The following is a 15,752-nucleotide window of genomic DNA, read 5'->3' as shown; positions in this document are numbered from 1 at the left end:
TCAGCCGGCAGATGGTGTTGAAAGCTCGGGGTCCGGGCGCCGGTCGGCGCCCGGACCCCTCGACGCGTCACCCGGAAGAAGAGGTCTATGCCCCCAGGCAGTACCCACCCCGCCGCCGTCCCGCTCGACGACGACGACTACCCCGCCTACACCATGGGCCGGGCCGCCGACATGCTCGGCACCACCCCCGCCTTCCTCCGATCCCTCGGCGAACACCGCCTGATCACCCCCCTGCGCTCCGAAGGCGGCCACCGCCGCTACTCCCGCTACCAACTGCGCATCGCCGCCCGCGCCCGCGAACTCGTCGACGCCGGCACCGCCGTCGAAGCCGCCTGCCGGATCATCGTCCTCGAGGACCAGCTCGAAGAAGCCCAGCGCATCAACGAGCAACTACGCACCCGAACACAGTGAAGACCTCGCCTTGAGCGCGCCGGAAACGCACCAAACACGCACCGCCGCACCGCCACGGCCTGCCCGCGTTCAGGCTGGGCACCGGCGGTGGTCTGCTGTCCAAGGCGACGGGGAGCCGATCCAGGAGGCTGGGACGCACGCCGGATCGCCCGGCACATCACCTTCGTCGAACAGGCCGCCGACCACGCCGGTCCGGTCGGTCCGATGCGGCGTCAGCGGGCCGGGCGGCGCCTGGGTGGAGTGAAGGTGTAGAGGTCCAAGATGTCCGGCCGGGGCGCCACGCCGGGGCCACCGGCGCGGGCCCAGGCGGCGATGTCCTCGGTAGCGTCCGGGTCGTTGACCAGTCCGAGCCAGACCGGCCGGGCACCGGCGGCGCGGCCTTCGGCGGAGGGCTGTACGACGACGACGTTGGCCTGGTCGCAGACGTCGAGGCAGTCGGAGACGCGTACCGGTGCCGCGGCGCGCAGGCGTTCGGTCTGGGCGGCGTGGTCGACGCCGGTCACTTTGGGGCTGCCGCAGCAGCAGTCGCGGCACACGACGATGCGGCACGGCACGTCGCCGGCCACCGCTTCGGTCCTCGCGTCGTGAGTCGTCCGTCCGGTCGGCGTTGCGGGCATGCGGTGCCGTCCCTCTCTCCGGGGAGATCCGCCCCGGTGGTCCGTCGAGGAGGCGACCGCGTGAGTCTCCTGGCTCTCGGGTCGATGCTCGCCCCGGCCTTCCCACCCGCTGCCGGGCAGTGGCCTGTCGGGACTCGCTCGCCGATCACAGTGGCGGGACCGCGCCGGATTCACACCGGCTTCCTCGTCCGCCGTCGCCTTGTCACCGGCCATCATCCCACGTCGCGAAACCGCCTCGCCCGCCCCGTTCAAGCCGTCAATCGGTCTCCTGGGTGCGGGGGGCCGTCGCAGGCGGATGGGACCTGTGAGCCCTCGTCGCCGGAGGTGTCGGGTCCGGCGCGCACCATCGGGGACGCGTCGTCGGGATCCCGGGACGCGATGACGGTGTCCTGTCCGGTGGTGCCGTGGCAGCGCTTGAGCCCGAAGGCGCTCATCCTCACTTCGACGGTGCCGACCGGGACGGGAAGGGCGACGGGGAGTCCGGAGTGGGCGTGGCGCCCGTGGTCGAAGTACAGGTCGGCTTCGACGTTGCCGGAAGAATCGTTCTGCCAGTGCCTGACGTCGACGGCGTAGGCCGTCTGCCGGCCGTCATCGTTCGTCCCCCGGATGCGGAACAGTGCCCGGAGAGTCATCTGCCACCAGCGGAACGGCTTCAGTAGTCGCCCGTCCCCGGACGTGACCCGCCCTCGCGGCCCGCCGACGCCGTGCCTGCTCGAACATGCCTCCCACTCCTTCTGCTCGCTCGGTGGCCGGGTGGCGGGTGGGTGCCGCCCGGCCTTGAACGAGTCTGTCCGTGCGGCGCGGCCGGCACATCGTCCCGGCGGTTCGAAGCGCCTTCGACCAGAGGCGAGATGGCGATGCGGCTTCGGTCCAGGTGGGGTGTCCGGACCGTTCGGCACGGTGGTCAGGCGGGGCATCCGGCGTCGGCCACCACGTAGTGACCGGGTGAGGTCTGCTGGAGGGTGCGAGTGGTGAAGGTGTTCCACAGGCCCATGGGCTGTCCGGAGCCCTGAGCGTAGGTGTATCCGCCGTCCGCGTAGGCCCGTCCGGCTACGGTGTGGGCGTAGTTGCTCGCCGTGTGGCACGTGGGCGTGAACCCGGAGGTGGTCGCGGTGACCGTGGACGAGGCCGGGCCCGCCGCGCCCCCGGAGTCGACGGCGGCCACGGTGTAGTCGTACGCGGTGCCGCTGGCCAGGCCCGTGTCGGTGAAGGTGGTCGACGTCGTGGTCGCCACCTTGGTGCCGTCGCGGAGGACGGCGTACGAGGCTGCTCCGGTGACACCGGTCCAGCTCAGGGAGGCGGTGGAGCCGGTGGTCGCGGTGACGGTCAGCCCTGTGGGGGCGGGCAGCGTCCCGGGCTCCTCGCCGCCACCGTCGCCGCCCAGCCCCCAGAAGACAGCTGTGTGGTAGCTGGAGCAGACGGTGTCGAGGTAGTAGGTGCCGGCGGTGCCGCACTGCTCGGCGCCGCTGCCCGGGTCGACCGCGAGCCCGTGTGCCATGCCGGAGATCGAGTAGACCTCGACCGCGGACCGGCCGGAGGCGTCGGCGTAGACGCTTCGTGTGGTGCCTCCGGGGAGGCTCTCGGTACGGGAGGGGGTCTGGCCCGTGCCCCACACGTCGGTCCACTGGTCGCGAAGTTCGGTGGCGTTGGCGGGCCGGACGGTGGTGTCGGCGGTGCCCTGCCAGATCGCCACGCGCGGCCAGGAGGTGGTGCCCGCGGGAGCGGCGGAACGCACCAGGTTCCCCCACTGGGCCGGTGACCTGTCGGGCGGGCTGTACATGCAGGTGTAGGCCGCGGTCACGCTGTCGGCGCAGGAAGCGGGCAGCCCGGAGTCGACGGCGCCGCCCGCGAAGACGTCGGGGTAGGCGGCGAGCATGTTCGCCGTCATGCCGCCGCCGGCCGACAGGCCCGTGATGAAGACCCGTTCGGGGTCGCTGCCGTACCGCGAGATCGCCTCGTCCACCATCTGTTTGATCGACAGTGCCTCGCCACGGCCGCGGGCACTGTCGCCCGGCTGGAACCAGTTGAAGCAGGAGTTGGCGTTGTTCGCGCCGCTCGTCTGGGGGAAGACCGCCGCGAAGCCGTAGCGGTCGGCGAACTTCGGCCATCCCGAGTGCGCGTAGTAGTCGTTCGCGCTCTGCGTGCAGCCGTGCAGGGCGACCACGAGCGGCGCGCCGGCGGGCAGGGCGTCCGGCACGTACGCGTACATGGACAGGTTGCCGGGGTTGGTACCGAACCCGGTGACCCGGGTCAGGCCGGCGGCGGACGCCGGCGGGCCCGCGGCCACCAGCGCGGCGGTCAGGGCGAGGGCGCCGACCGCGGCGGTGATCCATCGGCGGACGCCTTCGAGGAGGTGGCGGCCCTTCGGGGCGCGGAGCGGAGGGTGCGGCTGTCCCATGTCGGCTGCCTCCTGGAGGATGGTCGCGCTCTCGGAGCGATGCCAGGTGCCTGGTCATCGGTGTGTGCGCATCATCCGGCGTTCATGCCGATATGGGCATGGACGGAACAACCAGGGTGGGCGTGGGCCGAGTGTGACGGCGGTCCATGGTCCCGGTTCGGCTCCGGAGTGTATGGGCAGACCGTGCTCCGGGGCGGTCCGCGCGGTCCGGCTCCGTACTTCAGCTGTCGTGCTTCGAGGTGCTGAGTTCGTGCAGTGTTCCGGTCACCTCGTCGTCGCTCACCTGCTCGAAGTCCTCGTACCAGAGGCCGACCGCCTGGAAGTCCGACGGCTGGTACAGGCAGACGACGTCGTCGGCCGCCGAGCGCATCTCGGCGCAGGACTCGGCGGCACCGACGGGAACCGCCAGGATCAGCCGTGCGGGGGCCAGGCGGCGCAGGTGCCGCAGGGCGGCGCGGGCGGTGGCTCCGGTGGCCAGACCGTCGTCGACGAGGATCACGGTCCGGTCCCTGACGTCGGGCGCGGACCGGTCGCCCCGGTAGAGCAGAGCGCGGCGGTGCAGTTCGGCGCGCTCGCGTTGCACGTCCGGGGCGAGGCGGTGTTCGCTCAGGCCGAGCATCTCCAGGACGCGGCGGTCGAACAGCGGTTGATCGTCGCCCACGATCGCTCCGATGCCCGCCTCCGGCCGGCCGGGAAGACCGATCTTGCGTACGACCAGCACGTCCAGCGGCGCATCGAGTGCCCGCGCGACCTGGGCGGCCACGGGGACACCGCCTCGGGGCAGCGCGAGGACGACGGTGTCCGGGAACTCGCCGGTCGCTGCCCGCTCCTTCAGCCGGAGGGCGAGTTCCCGGCCGGCCTCCGTGCGGTCGTGGAATCGCATGGCCTGGTGTCCGCCCTTCTCACGTGAGGCGAAGCGTGTGCGCCGCTGTCCGGGTTTCCCTCCGGACGCCGGTGAAACCGTGGCGGGCCGACCGCGGCCGGTCGCTGAAGTCGCTCGGGCACGTGGTCACGGAAGCCTTCGGCACGTGGTCACGGAAGTCCTTCGGCGCGTGGTCACGGAACTCCTTCGGCACGTGGTCACGGAAGTCCCTCGGCACGTGGTCACGGAAGTCCTTCGCGCGTGGTCACGGAAGCTGTTCGGGCACGTGGTCGCGGAACCAGCCGGCGGCGGCCTCCGTCACCTGTGCCAGTGCGCCGGGTTCCGGGAAGAGGTGTGTGGCGCCCGGTACGACATGGATCCGGTGGGGCGCCGACAGTTCTTCGGCGGCCTCCCGGTTGAGATCGAGTACCGCCGCGTCGCTGCCACCGACGACGAGCAGGACCGGGGCCGTGACCAGAGGCAGTACGTCACCGGCCAGGTCCGGCCGCCCGCCCCGCGACACCACGGCGGACACCCGGGTCGCCCGCTCGGCGGCCGCCACGAGCGCGGCCCCCGCTCCGGTACTCGCCCCGAACAGGCCCACGGACAGCTCCGCGGTGTCCGGGCGCCGCTCCAGCCAGTCGACGGCGTCCGTCAACCGCCGGGTCAGTAGCACGATGTCGAAGCGGTGCCGGGCCGTGGCGGCGTCTACGCGCTCCTCTTCCTCGGTCAGCAGGTCCAGCAGCAGCGTGCCGAACCCGGACCGGTGCAGACCGGCGGCGACCGCCCGGTTGCGGGGGCTGAGTCGTGAGCTGCCACTGCCGTGTGCGAACAGAATCACCCCCAGCGCCCCGGCGGGAAGCGTCAGGTCGCCGTCCAGGCTCGCGTCTCCCGAGGGGACCTTCGCGGTTCGCGAGACGGTTTGCGAGATCATGAGCGCTCATCTCCCCTGAACTGTGCGGGGTCCGGGTACCCGCCGGGGCCGGCCCTACCGGCAGGTGGTGGCGGCGGGGCGGTCGGTCAGAGGTCGCCGGGGCCGCCCAGGCCCGTCAGGGCGCCGACCGGGTCGAGGTCGGGGCTGCCGCGCGGCCACCAGTCGTCCCGGCCGGGTTCCGACTCGTAGGCGTACCAGAGCCCTGCCCGGCCGAGCCTGAGCTGGACGTGGCCTTGGGGGTGGGTGAGGCGGTTGCGCCAGGGGCGGAAGGCGGGGAGGTCGGCGGCGAGCAGCAGCGGGCGGGCTCGGTCGAAGCGGCCGGCCGGCGGGTCCCAGGGCTCCTCCAGAACGTCGAGGCCCTCCGGCCCGCCCTGGCGCCAGGCGGCCACGGCGCGCGCCAGCTCCGCCGTGTGGCGGCCGGCGGCCTTCGCGAGGGACGCGTAGAGCGCTCGGGTGCCGACGGTGAGACCGGAACCGGGGCGGGCCGCGGCGAGGCGCACGGCGTCCTGCCACAGCGTCAGCCCGCCGACCGGGTCGCGGCCCGTGGTGAGCAGGGCGTGGGCGCGGGCGGCGGCGTCGGTGGCCAGCTGGTCCAGCGCGAAGGGGTCGGGGCCGCCCGGTGCCGCCGGGTAGGCCGGGGGCTGTTCGGGATGCGGGGGCGGGGGCAGCGGCGCCGGGAGGGGCGGCAGGGCGCGGGCCGTCAGTGCCTCGGCGGCCCGGACACCGGGCAGGGGCGCCGGTCCGCGATCCTGGGCGGCGCGGGCCGCACGGGCCGCGTTCAGCCGGGACAGGGTGTCGAGCAGCTCGCGTTCGCCCCGGCCGCGCAGCAGGAGCAGGACGAACGGGTCGGCGTCGAGCAGGCGTGCCGTCTGGTAGCAGAGGGCGGCGGCGTGCTTGCAGGGGTGCCCGGAGTCGGGGCAACTGCACTGCGGGGCGAGGTCGCCGGGGCCGGGGAGCAGCGGGACACCGCAGTCGGCCAGGGAGTGGGGCAGCTCCTTGTCGAGGAGCGCGGCGATGTGGCCGGGACGCTCGACGGCCACGTCCAGGAACCGCTCCCAGGCGGCGTCGTCGAGCGTGCGCAGCCGCATCTGCACGCGGTACGGCCGGGGCCGGCTGCCCTGCACGTAGGCGAGGACCAGGCCGGGCGTCACGGTGATCGCATCGACGTGTCCCCGCTCGGCGTACCCGCGCCCTCGCGCCAGCCGCGCGGCGTCCAGAGCGCCCTCCTCCAACGCCGTCACCCACGCGTTTCCCCACCAGGTCCCGGCGAGACTCCCGTCCGCCACCGCGCGGGGCGGGAGGGCGGGGAAGGTACGACGCAGCTCGCCGTCCCGGCCCGGCGCGGCCATCGAGCGGGGGGTGCGCGGGGACGCGGGCGGTGGGTGGAACGCCTGGTTCGTGGGCGGTGGGGGGAACGCCTGGTTCGTGGGCGGTGGGGGGAACGCCTGGCCGTGCGCTGCCGGATTCGGAGCCCGGCCCGGCGCCGCCGCCGGGGCACGCCCGGGTCGCGGCGGCGCCTGCCGGCGTGGGGGCGGTGGCTCGTAGGACGACGTGGACGGAAGCGATGGAAGCCATGGCTCGCCGGCGGCAGGAGTCGGGCCCTCGGCGGGGGCGTCCGAACGCGCGGCGCGAGACGGCGTGGGGCTGGAGTCGGAGGGAGGCTCGTCCGGGGTCGGGGCATCCCCGTCGGGGTCCGCCTCCGGCGGGAGCCGGAACGCGTCCGCCGCGAAGTCCCGTACGGCCCGTGCGCGGGCGTCGGCGGTGCGGGAACCGCCGCCCCCCTGCGGACGACGGGCCGGGCGGGACAGCCGCCGCGTGCCCTCCGCTCCCTTGGCAGCGGTGTCCGCCGTCGCCTGCCGGCGAGCCGCCCGCAACGCCTCACGCGCCACATCCGCCGGCCGGCTGTCGCTCGCGCCCGCCGATCCGGGGCGTGCCGCGGAAGCCGCGTCGGCGGGAGGGTGCGTCGGAGCAGGGTCGGTCGCCTCACCGGGGAGCAACGTCGGGTCGGAGACCGAGGCAGAGGCCGCCCCATCATCGGAGTGATCCGCCGGGGCGGCGGCTGTTGTTCCGTCAGATGTTCCGTCAGAGACAACCGGCCGCTCAGCAGAGCGAGTCACTTCTTCGGGCCGGTTGGTCCCCTCCCCCGTCGCGCCGCCCGCTCCATCGTCCTCCCCCGCATGCCGTGCGGTCCGCGCACTGCGCAGGGCCGCGCGTGCGACGTCCCCGGGGCGGGGCCGCCCGGTGCGCTCCTCCGACTTCCGATCCCGATCCCGGCCCTCGTCAGGATGCTGGTGCTGGTGCTGGTGCGAATCCTGGTGCCGGTGCTGGTACTGGTCATGGCCTTGCGCCTGTGCCGGCGCCGGCTCGCGTTCGGGGGCGTCGGCTCCGGCTTCGGCTTCGGCCTCCGCTTCGGCCTCGACGGTCGCGCCTGGCGCCGCCCCCTCGCCTCGCTCGCGTGCCTCGCGCAGAGCGCGGCGGGCCTCGTCGGCGGGCCGGGAGGTCATGACGGCCTCCGCAGGGACACCAGGTCGGACAGTTCGCGGACCGTGAGTTCGGTGAGGGCCGCCTCGCCGGAGCCGAGGACCGCGTCGGCCAGGGCGCGCTTGGACTGGAGCATCTCGGCGATGCGGTCCTCGACCGTGCCCTCGGTGATGAGGCGGTGCACCTGGACCGGCTGGGTCTGGCCGATGCGGTAGGCGCGGTCGGTGGCCTGTTCCTCGACCGCCGGATTCCACCAGCGGTCGAAGTGCACGACGTGGCCCGCGCGGGTGAGGTTCAGGCCGGTGCCGGCGGCCTTCAGGGAGAGGACGAGGACCGGCGTGGCCCCGCTCTGGAAGCGGTCCACCATGTGCTCGCGCTCCGGCACCGGCGTACCGCCGTGCAGCAGGTCGACCGGGATCGCGCGGGCGGTCAGGTGGGAGGTGATGAGGCGGGCCATGCCGACGTACTGCGTGAAGACGAGCGCCGACCCGTCCTCCGCCAGGAGTGTGTCCAACAGCTCGTCGAGCAGGGCGAGTTTGCCGGAGCGTGCGGTCAGTCGATCCGCTGGGCCCGGCGGGTGTTCCTCCTTGAGGAACAGTGCGGGGTGGTCGCAGATCTGCTTCAGCGAGGTCAGGAGCTTGAGCACCAGGCCCCGGCGGCCCATGCCCTCGGCCGACTCGATGGCGAGCATCGACTCGCGCACCACCGCCTCGTACAGTGCGGCCTGTTCGCGGGTGAGCGGGACGGGGTGGTCCGTCTCGGTCTTCGGCGGCAGCTCCGGGACGATGCCCGGATCGGACTTCTTGCGGCGCAGCAGGAAGGGGCGGATCAGGCCGGCGAGGCGCTCCACCGCCTGTTCGTCCTCGCCGTTCTCCACCGCGCGCGCGTGCCGGGCGCGGAAGGACTTCAGGGGGCCGAGGAGCCCAGGGGTGGTCCAGTCGAGCAGCGCCCACAGCTCGGAGAGGTTGTTCTCCACCGGTGTGCCGGTCAGCGCCACGCGCGCGGGGGACGGGATCGTGCGCAGGGCCTTCGCCGTCGCCGAGAACGGGTTCTTGACGTGCTGCGCCTCGTCCGCGACGACCATGCCCCAAGGCCGCTCGGCCAGGGTCGCCGCGGCGGACCGCATCGTGCCGTACGTGGTGAGGACGAAGCCGCCGGTCAGGTCGTCCAGGGTGCGGTCGGGGCCGTGGAAGCGGCGGACGGGGAGGCCGGGTGCGAACCGGGTGATCTCCCGCTGCCAATTGCCCAGCAGTGAGGCCGGGCAGACCACCAGGGTCGGTTCGGTGCGGGCCCGCTTGAGGTGCAGGGCGATGACGGTGACCGTCTTGCCGAGGCCCATGTCGTCGGCGAGGCAGCCGCCGAGGCCGAGCGAGGTCATGAGGTCGAGCCAGGCCAGGCCGCGCAGCTGGTAGTCGCGGAGGGTGGCGTGCAGGCCGGGCGGCGGTTCGGCCGGGCGGACACCTGCCGTGAGCCGGTCGCGCAGGGCGGCCAGCGCGCCGACCGGCACCACCTCGACCGTCTCGCCGTCGGCCTCCGCGGTGCCGGTCAGGGCGACGGACAGGGCGTCGACCGGGTCGAGCAGGCCGAGGTCGCGCTTGCGGGCGCGGCGGGCCAGGGCGGGATCGACCAGCACCCACCGGTCGCGCAGCCGGACGACCGGACGGTGGGCCTCCGCGAGGGCGTCCATCTCGGCCTCGGTGAGCGGGTCGCCGCCGACCGCCAGCTGCCAGCGGAACTGGAGGAGATCCTCGCTCTCGAAGAAGCCGGTGCCGTCGGTCGCGGAGCCGGGCGCGGGCCGGACCACCGCGGTCGCGGTGAGGTCCTGGGCGAGGTCGCGGGGCCAGTGCACGGCGACCCCGGCGGCGGAGAGCCGGCCGGCCGCCACGCCCAGCAGGTCGATGACCTCCTCCTCGGAGAGGCTGAGGACGTCGGGCACGTCCTGCTCGGTGAGCCGGTCGAGCGGCGGCCAGACCCGCGCCGCGCGCCGCACCCCGAGGGCGGCGTCCACGCGCGCGCGAGGACCGAACGCCGCGTCGGCCGCTCCCGACCACAGGTCCGCCGCGTCGGCCACGAGGGTGGGGTCGGCGAGGCTGTGCACCTGGACGACCGCCGCCCCCGCGCTGCGCGCGCCGCCGTTGCCCTCGTCGTCCCCGTCGAACAGGTCGTACGCCGACAGATCCAGGCGCAGCGAGATCCGCACGCCCGCGTCCATGCCGGCGGCGACCTCCGCGGCCCAGTCGTGGGCGTCCGGCAGGCGTTGCGCCGCGCGTGCGGCGAAGGGCCGGCCCGAGGCATGGGGCGCGGCCGGGGTGCGGGGCAGGGTGTCGGCGACCGCGTCCAGGAAGGCTCGGACGAGTGCTTCCGGCTCCGGCAGCCGGACCGGGCCGGGGCCGTCCAGCGGGACCGCGTGGCCCTCCGGGGGCAGGGCGGCGGCCACCGACCGCAGGTGCGCGATGTCGTCGGGGTCCAGCGGGCCGGCCCGCCAGGCGTCGTGTCCCGTCGCCGTCAGGCCGGGCAGGAGCCGGCCGCGCGCGGCGAGCCGCAGGGCGTGCAGGGCCGCGGCGCCCCAGCAGGCGGTCGCCGGGTGGGCGGCCGGGTCGTGCCTGGCGCGCACCAGCAGGGGCAGCGCCTCGGCGAGCGGGAGGGACATCGCGGCCGTCGTCCGGCGTCGCACCCCGGCGCCGTGCCGCCGTACGACGGTGAGGTCCATGGACCCGGCGGGCCGGGCGCCGTGCCCGGGAGGCGAGGCGGCGGACCCGCCGTCCCCGGAAGGCGGAGCGGCCGACCCGCCGCCGGGAGGCGGAGCGGCCGACCCGCCGTCCCCGGGAGGCGGAACGGCAGCCGCCCCGTACCCGGGAAGGGCGGTGGCCGCGGGGCCGTCCTCGGGGTCCCAGAAGGCGATCCGTCCGTCGCGCGGGAGAGGTGCGGGCAGGAAGACGGCCGCGAGCCGGACGGGGACGGACAAAGTGGCTGCCTCCGGCTGCGTCGCCTCGTCCCGCTCCCTCGCTCGCCCGGCGGCCATCCGGCCCACCACGGCCATGTCGCTCATACGTCCTGTCACCTCCCGCCCGTGTGCCTGATCAGATGTCTTCGACTTTACGGGCGGGGTCTGACAATCGGCCCCGGCGCCCTGCCGGGACCCGGTCGGCGACGCACGTGCGCGGTCTAGGGAACCGTGCGCGAGACGACGTACACCATCGGGTAGTCCGGGTCGTCCATGTTCACCACGACGTCCTGGGTGGGCGCCGGGTTGCGCTGCTCGTTGACGAGGCCGTACCAGGAGCCGGACCCGCCGAACTCCCAGCCGGTGACCCGCTGGGCGCGGTCGCTGATGGCGATCCTGCCGCTCTCCAGTGCGTCCCGGTCGACGCCCAGCCCCGCCAGGAAGGCGTCCAGGCCGGCGTTGGTGGTCTCGAACTGGACGTAGAGGCGACTGGTCTTCCAGTTGTTCGTCTCGTAGTGGGCGACCTCTTCGGACGGGACCGGGACGGGCACCTCGTAGACGCGGCGCTGCAGTTTGGACGGCCAGCCCTCGGTCATGCCGGTCGCCGCGTACTTCGCCTCCTTCTCCCGGCCGCTGTCGCGGCTCTGGTTGGCGGAGATCATGAGGTAGCCGGCCGGGATGCCGATGAGCAGCACGATGATGAGCAGGGTGAGCGACCGGCGGCGGATCTTGTGCCGGCGGTCTTCCACCGGACGCCGGGGCCCGTCCGGGGGCCCGGCCTGGTGGGGCAGGGACTCCGTCACAGCGACTCCCGGGGCGTGCGGCGGGCCTCCGCGTACCGCTCGTACCGCTCGTACCGCTCCACCCGGCGCCTCTTGGCGCGGCGGAATCTGCGGGCGACCAGCCGGGACAGGTCGGCGGCACCCACCATCCCGGCCTCGGGGCCGAGCTGGGCGCGGACGATGCGGGCCTCGGGGCGGTAGCCGCGTCCGGTGAGCTGGCGCTTGAAGGCGTCGCGCGCGGGGCCGATCAGCAGGTCGTCGGCGGCGCTGACCCCGCCGCCGATCACGAAACAGGACGGGTCGAGGGCCGCGGCGAGGTTCGCGATGCCGACGCCCAGCCACTGCCCGATGTCCTGGAGCAGCTCGATGCACATGGCGTCGCCGTCGCGGGCCAGCTCGGTGATCATCGGGCCGGTGATGTCGCCGATGCTGCCCTTGACGTGCTCGATGATCCCGTACGCCACCGGCGAGTCGGCGGCGGCCAGCTCGCGGGCCTCCCTGACCAGAGCGTTGCCGGAGCTGTACTGCTCCCAGCAGCCGCGGTTGCCGCACGGGCAGCGGTGGCCGCCGGGGACGACCTGCATGTGGCCGAACTCGCCGGCGACCCCGTACTTGCCGCGCTTGACCTGGCCGTCCTCCAGGATCGCGCCGCCGATCCCGGTGCCGAGCGTGATCATGACGAGGTGGTCCTCGCCGCGGCCGGCGCCGAAGCGCCACTCGGCCCAGGCGGCGGTGTTGGCGTCGTTGTCCACCAGGACGGGCACGGCGAGACGGCCGGCGATGCGGTCGCGCAGCGGTTCGTTGCGCCAGGACAGGTGGGGGGCGAACAGCACGCGGTTGCGGTCGGCGTCGACCCAGCCGGCCGCGCCGATGCCGACGGCGTGCACGTCGTGCCGGTCGGAGAGGTCCAGCACCAGTTCGACGATGGTGTCCTCGACGACCTTGGGGCTCTTGGACTTGTCCGGGGTCTCCGTGCGGAGCTTCTCCAGGATGTTGCCGTCGGCGTCGACGACGCCCGCCATGACTTTCGTACCGCCGATGTCGATGCCGACCGTCGGCACGCGGGGAGCCGTGAGGTGCGAGCGGCGTTCCCTCGTGCCCACGGTGCGCAGGACCGGGGCGCGGCGGGAGCCGATGGGGGCGGTGAAGTCGCGGTAGGTGCTCATCGGGTGCGATTGTGCCGCACGCTCACGCTGGGTGCCGAATGGACAGGGGTGGGTGGAAGGGGTTCGTTGCCGGGTGCGGGCTCGTTGTGGCTGGTCGCACCGTTCCCCGCGCCCCTAGCTGCGTTCCAGTTCGTGGCGTAGATCGTCCAGCTCCGTTCCGCCCGCCATCTGCCGCGTCAGCTCGTCCAGGGTGATGTCCTCGCGCTCGTGGTTGCCCACCATCGTGCCGCGCTTCAGCAGGACGAACCGGTCGCCCACCAGGTACGCGTGATGCGGGTTGTGGGTGATGAGGACAACACCGAGGCCCTGGTCGCGGGCCGCCGCCACGTACTTCAGGACGACGCCGGACTGCTTCACGCCCAGTGCCGCCGTCGGCTCGTCCAGTACCAGCACCTTCGCGCCGAAGTGCACCGCGCGGGCGATCGCCACGCACTGGCGCTCGCCGCCGGAGAGGGTGCCGATGGGCTGGTCGACGTCGCGGAGATCGATGCCCATGCGCAGGAGTTCGGCGCGGGTGGTGCGGCGCATGTGGTCGACGTCCATGCGCTTGAACGGGGCGACGCCCTTGCGCGGCTCCGATCCGAGGAAGAAATTGCGCCAGACCGGCATGAGGGGGACGACGGCCAGGTCCTGGTAGACGGTGGCGATGCCGCGGTCCAGTGCCTCGCGCGGGGAGGAGAGGCGGGTCTCCTCGCCGTCGAGGCTCAGGGTGCCGCCGTCGTGCTGGTGCAGACCGGCGATGATCTTGATGAGGGTCGACTTGCCGGCGCCGTTGTCGCCCAGCACGCAGGTGATCTCGCCCGCGTGGACCTTCAGGGACACGCCTTCGAGGGCGCGGACGTTGCCGTAGTTCTTGCTGACGCCGGACAGTTCGACGAGCGCCGTACGTGCTGGGGTCCCGGTCACTTGGTGGCCTCCGCGCGCTTGCGGACCCAGGCGTTGAGCAGGGTCGCGAGGAGCAGCATCGCTCCGAGGAAGAACTTGAACCAGTCGGGGTTCCACTCGGCGAAGACGATGCCCTTGCTGGTCATGCCGAAGATGAACGCGCCGACCGCCGAGCCGACCGCGCTGCCGTAGCCGCCGGTGATCAGGCAGCCGCCGATGACGGCCGCGATGATGTAGATCAGCTCGTTGCCGACGCCCTCGCCGGACTGGACGACGTCGTAGGAGAAGAGCAGGTGCTGGCCCGAGATCCAGGCGCCGAACCCCACGCCCATGTACAGGCCGATCCTGGTCTTGCTGACCGGGACGCCGACCGCGCGGGCGGCGTCCTTGTTTCCGCCGACCGCGAAGATCCAGTTGCCGGCGCGGGTGCGCAGCAGGATCCAGCTGGCGACGGCGACCAGGGCGAGCCACCACAGGATGGTGACCTTGAAGCCGACGCCGCCGATGGTGAGCGTGGAGGCGAAGACCTCACGGGCGGAGGGGAAGCCCTCCATGTCGGCGATCGTCTTGGTGGAGACGGTGCCATCGATCAGCTTGGTGAAGCCCAGGTTCAGGCCGGTCAGCATCAGGAAGGTGCCGAGCGTGATGATGAAGCTGGGCAGCTTGGTGCGGGTGAGCATGAAGCCGTTGAAGGCGCCGATCGCCAGGGTGACCAGCAGGGAGACGCCGACGCCGACCCAGACGTTGGCGGTCATCTGGTAGCTGAACATCGACGAAACCAGCGCCGACGAGGTGACCATGACGCCCGCGGACAGGTCGAACTCGCCGCCGATCATCAGCAGCGCCACCGGGACTGCCATGATGCCGATCGTGGAGGCGGCGTAGAGGACCGTGCTGAGGCTGGTGGCGCGCAGGAAGCTGTCGGCGAAGAACGCGAAGAAGACGAAGACGGCGATCGCGCCGACTACGGAGCCCAGCTCGGGGCGGCCCAGCAGTTTCCGCAGCGGCGAGGTCTGCAGAATCCTCTCGTCAGCGGTCGCCACGTCCGTGCCGGCACTCATCGAGTGCCCCGCTTCGTGTAGTCGGCCAGCTCGGCGGCGTCGTCCTTGGTGATGATCTGCGGCCCGGTGAGCACCGGGCGGCCGCCGCCGAGGACGTCGGCGTTGTACTTGTACAGCCACAGCAGGTCGACCGCCTCGTAGCCCTGGAGGTAGGGCTGCTGGTCGACGGCGAAGCCCAGGGTGCCGTCCTCCAGTCCGGCGGCCACCTTGGCGTTGAGGTCGAAGGTGTCGATCTCGGCCTTGCTGCCCGCGCCCTGCTTGGCCTTCACCGCGGTGTCGGCGTAGGGGGCGCCCAGGGTGACGACCGCGTCGACCGACTCGTCGGTCTGGAGCTTGGCCTCGATGGCGGACTGCACGTCCGGCATGCTGGTGCCGTTGACGTAGAGCCGCTGGATCTTGCCGTCGAAGCTCTTCTCGACGCCGTCGCAGCGCTGCTCGTGACCGACGTTGCCCTGCTCGTGCAGCACGCAGATCGCCTGCTCGCGGCCCCGCTCGTTCAGTTCCTCGCCGACCGCCTCGCCGGCGATCGTCTCGTCCTGTCCGATGTGCGTGAGCGCGCCGAACTCCTTGGACTCCTCGGAGCCGGAGTTCACGGTGATCACGGGGATGCCCGCCTTCTGGGCGCGGGCCAGGGCGGACTTCATGGCGGCGGGCTTGGCCAGCGTGACGATGATCCCGTCGACCTTCTTGTCGATGGCCGCGTTCACGAGCTGCGCCTGCTGCTGACCCTCGTCGTCCTGGGAGTACAGGAAGTTGATGTTGTCCTTCACCGCGGCCTGCTCGGCGCCGCTCTGGACGATGTCCCAGAACGAGTCGCCATCACCCGAGTGAGTGATCATCGCGAAGGTCCAGCGGGGCGTGTTCACCGCCGCCTTCCCCTGGGCCGACGCGGCCTTGCGGGCATCCTCGGCGCGTTTGCCGCCGGTACTGCTGCACCCGGCCAGGGACACCGACAGTGCCCCTGCCAGCGCTATGCCCACCCATGTCCGAAACCGTGCCACGAGGCCGTGCCCTTCTTGCTGTGCCGTGCTGTGCGTGCCGGGGCTCCGCGGGAACCCGGCCGGGTTCTCGAAACCCCAAACGCCCCATTGTCCGACATGGCAATCGATCACTCGGCGCCGGGGAGCAGGCGTCGGTCACATTGTCCGGACATTGGCACGAACTCGCACGGCGAGCCGCGCGGGAAACCTCACGGCGCCCCCGGGCCGCCG

13 protein-coding genes and 1 riboswitch are annotated in these 15,752 nt (G+C 73.0%); of the genes, 1 reads left to right on the top strand and 12 read right to left on the bottom strand.

Features of this window, described 5'->3' with window-relative positions:
* Window positions 1-87 precede the first annotated feature (87 nt).
* Window positions 88-411 (top strand): MerR family transcriptional regulator, encoded by a 324-nt coding sequence (locus ACIQ1J_RS15355; protein ID WP_210961623.1) that lies wholly within the window; start codon window positions 88-90, stop codon window positions 409-411.
* Window positions 412-623: 212 nt separating this feature from the next.
* Here ACIQ1J_RS15355 and ACIQ1J_RS15350 read toward each other — a convergent pair whose 3' ends face one another.
* From ACIQ1J_RS15350 to ACIQ1J_RS15295, 12 genes are all read right to left on the bottom strand, one after another.
* Window positions 624-1,028, bottom strand: a complete 405-nt coding sequence (locus ACIQ1J_RS15350) for a (2Fe-2S) ferredoxin domain-containing protein (protein ID WP_403557179.1) — start codon at window positions 1,026-1,028, stop codon at window positions 624-626.
* A 62-nt stretch (window positions 1,029-1,090) separates the two neighbouring features.
* A riboswitch (cobalamin riboswitch) is annotated at window positions 1,091-1,216 on the bottom strand.
* 60 nt (window positions 1,217-1,276) lie between these two features.
* A complete protein-coding gene (locus ACIQ1J_RS15345; RefSeq protein WP_403557178.1) occupies window positions 1,277-1,660 on the bottom strand; it encodes a hypothetical protein in 384 nt (127 codons plus the stop codon).
* A 272-nt stretch (window positions 1,661-1,932) separates the two neighbouring features.
* Entirely contained in the window at window positions 1,933-3,426 is a 1,494-nt protein-coding gene (locus tag ACIQ1J_RS15340; RefSeq protein WP_403557177.1) for a PHB depolymerase family esterase, read from the bottom strand.
* Window positions 3,427-3,646: 220 nt separating this feature from the next.
* Window positions 3,647-4,309 carry a phosphoribosyltransferase gene (locus ACIQ1J_RS15335; RefSeq protein WP_403557176.1) on the bottom strand — a complete coding sequence of 221 codons (663 nt, stop codon included), beginning with the start codon at window positions 4,307-4,309 and terminating at the stop codon, window positions 3,647-3,649.
* A 244-nt stretch (window positions 4,310-4,553) separates the two neighbouring features.
* Window positions 4,554-5,222 (bottom strand): dienelactone hydrolase family protein, encoded by a 669-nt coding sequence (locus ACIQ1J_RS15330; RefSeq protein WP_403557175.1) that lies wholly within the window; start codon window positions 5,220-5,222, stop codon window positions 4,554-4,556.
* Window positions 5,223-5,308: 86 nt separating this feature from the next.
* Window positions 5,309-7,219: an SWIM zinc finger family protein gene (locus ACIQ1J_RS15325; RefSeq protein ID WP_403557174.1), complete on the bottom strand. Its 1,911-nt coding sequence runs from the start codon at window positions 7,217-7,219 to the stop codon at window positions 5,309-5,311.
* 503 nt (window positions 7,220-7,722) lie between these two features.
* Window positions 7,723-10,752, bottom strand: coding sequence for an SNF2-related protein (locus tag ACIQ1J_RS15320; protein WP_403557173.1), 3,030 nt, complete (start codon window positions 10,750-10,752; stop codon window positions 7,723-7,725).
* A gap of 116 nt (window positions 10,753-10,868) precedes the next feature.
* Window positions 10,869-11,450: a sugar kinase gene (locus ACIQ1J_RS15315; protein ID WP_403557172.1), complete on the bottom strand. Its 582-nt coding sequence runs from the start codon at window positions 11,448-11,450 to the stop codon at window positions 10,869-10,871.
* The gene (locus ACIQ1J_RS15310) at window positions 11,447-12,595 is read right to left on the bottom strand and encodes an ROK family glucokinase (protein WP_210961637.1); all 1,149 of its coding nucleotides are present in this window, start codon (window positions 12,593-12,595) and stop codon (window positions 11,447-11,449) included. Before ACIQ1J_RS15310 ends, ACIQ1J_RS15315 begins: the two co-directional genes overlap by 4 nt.
* Before the next feature lie 114 nt (window positions 12,596-12,709).
* Window positions 12,710-13,501 (bottom strand): ATP-binding cassette domain-containing protein, encoded by a 792-nt coding sequence (locus ACIQ1J_RS15305; protein WP_210961638.1) that lies wholly within the window; start codon window positions 13,499-13,501, stop codon window positions 12,710-12,712.
* Window positions 13,498-14,541, bottom strand: a complete 1,044-nt coding sequence (locus tag ACIQ1J_RS15300; RefSeq protein WP_403557171.1) for an ABC transporter permease — start codon at window positions 14,539-14,541, stop codon at window positions 13,498-13,500. The genes ACIQ1J_RS15305 and ACIQ1J_RS15300 overlap by 4 nt, the downstream gene beginning before the upstream one ends.
* A complete protein-coding gene (locus ACIQ1J_RS15295) occupies window positions 14,538-15,542 on the bottom strand; it encodes a sugar ABC transporter substrate-binding protein (protein ID WP_403557170.1) in 1,005 nt (334 codons plus the stop codon). Before ACIQ1J_RS15295 ends, ACIQ1J_RS15300 begins: the two co-directional genes overlap by 4 nt.
* Window positions 15,543-15,752 lie beyond the last annotated feature (210 nt).

It is taken from the genome of Streptomyces sp. NPDC097107 (genome assembly GCF_044762405.1).
GTDB classification, from domain to species: Bacteria; Actinomycetota; Actinomycetes; order Streptomycetales; family Streptomycetaceae; genus Streptomyces; species Streptomyces thinghirensis.
This window is presented reverse-complemented; position numbering and strand designations above follow the sequence as displayed.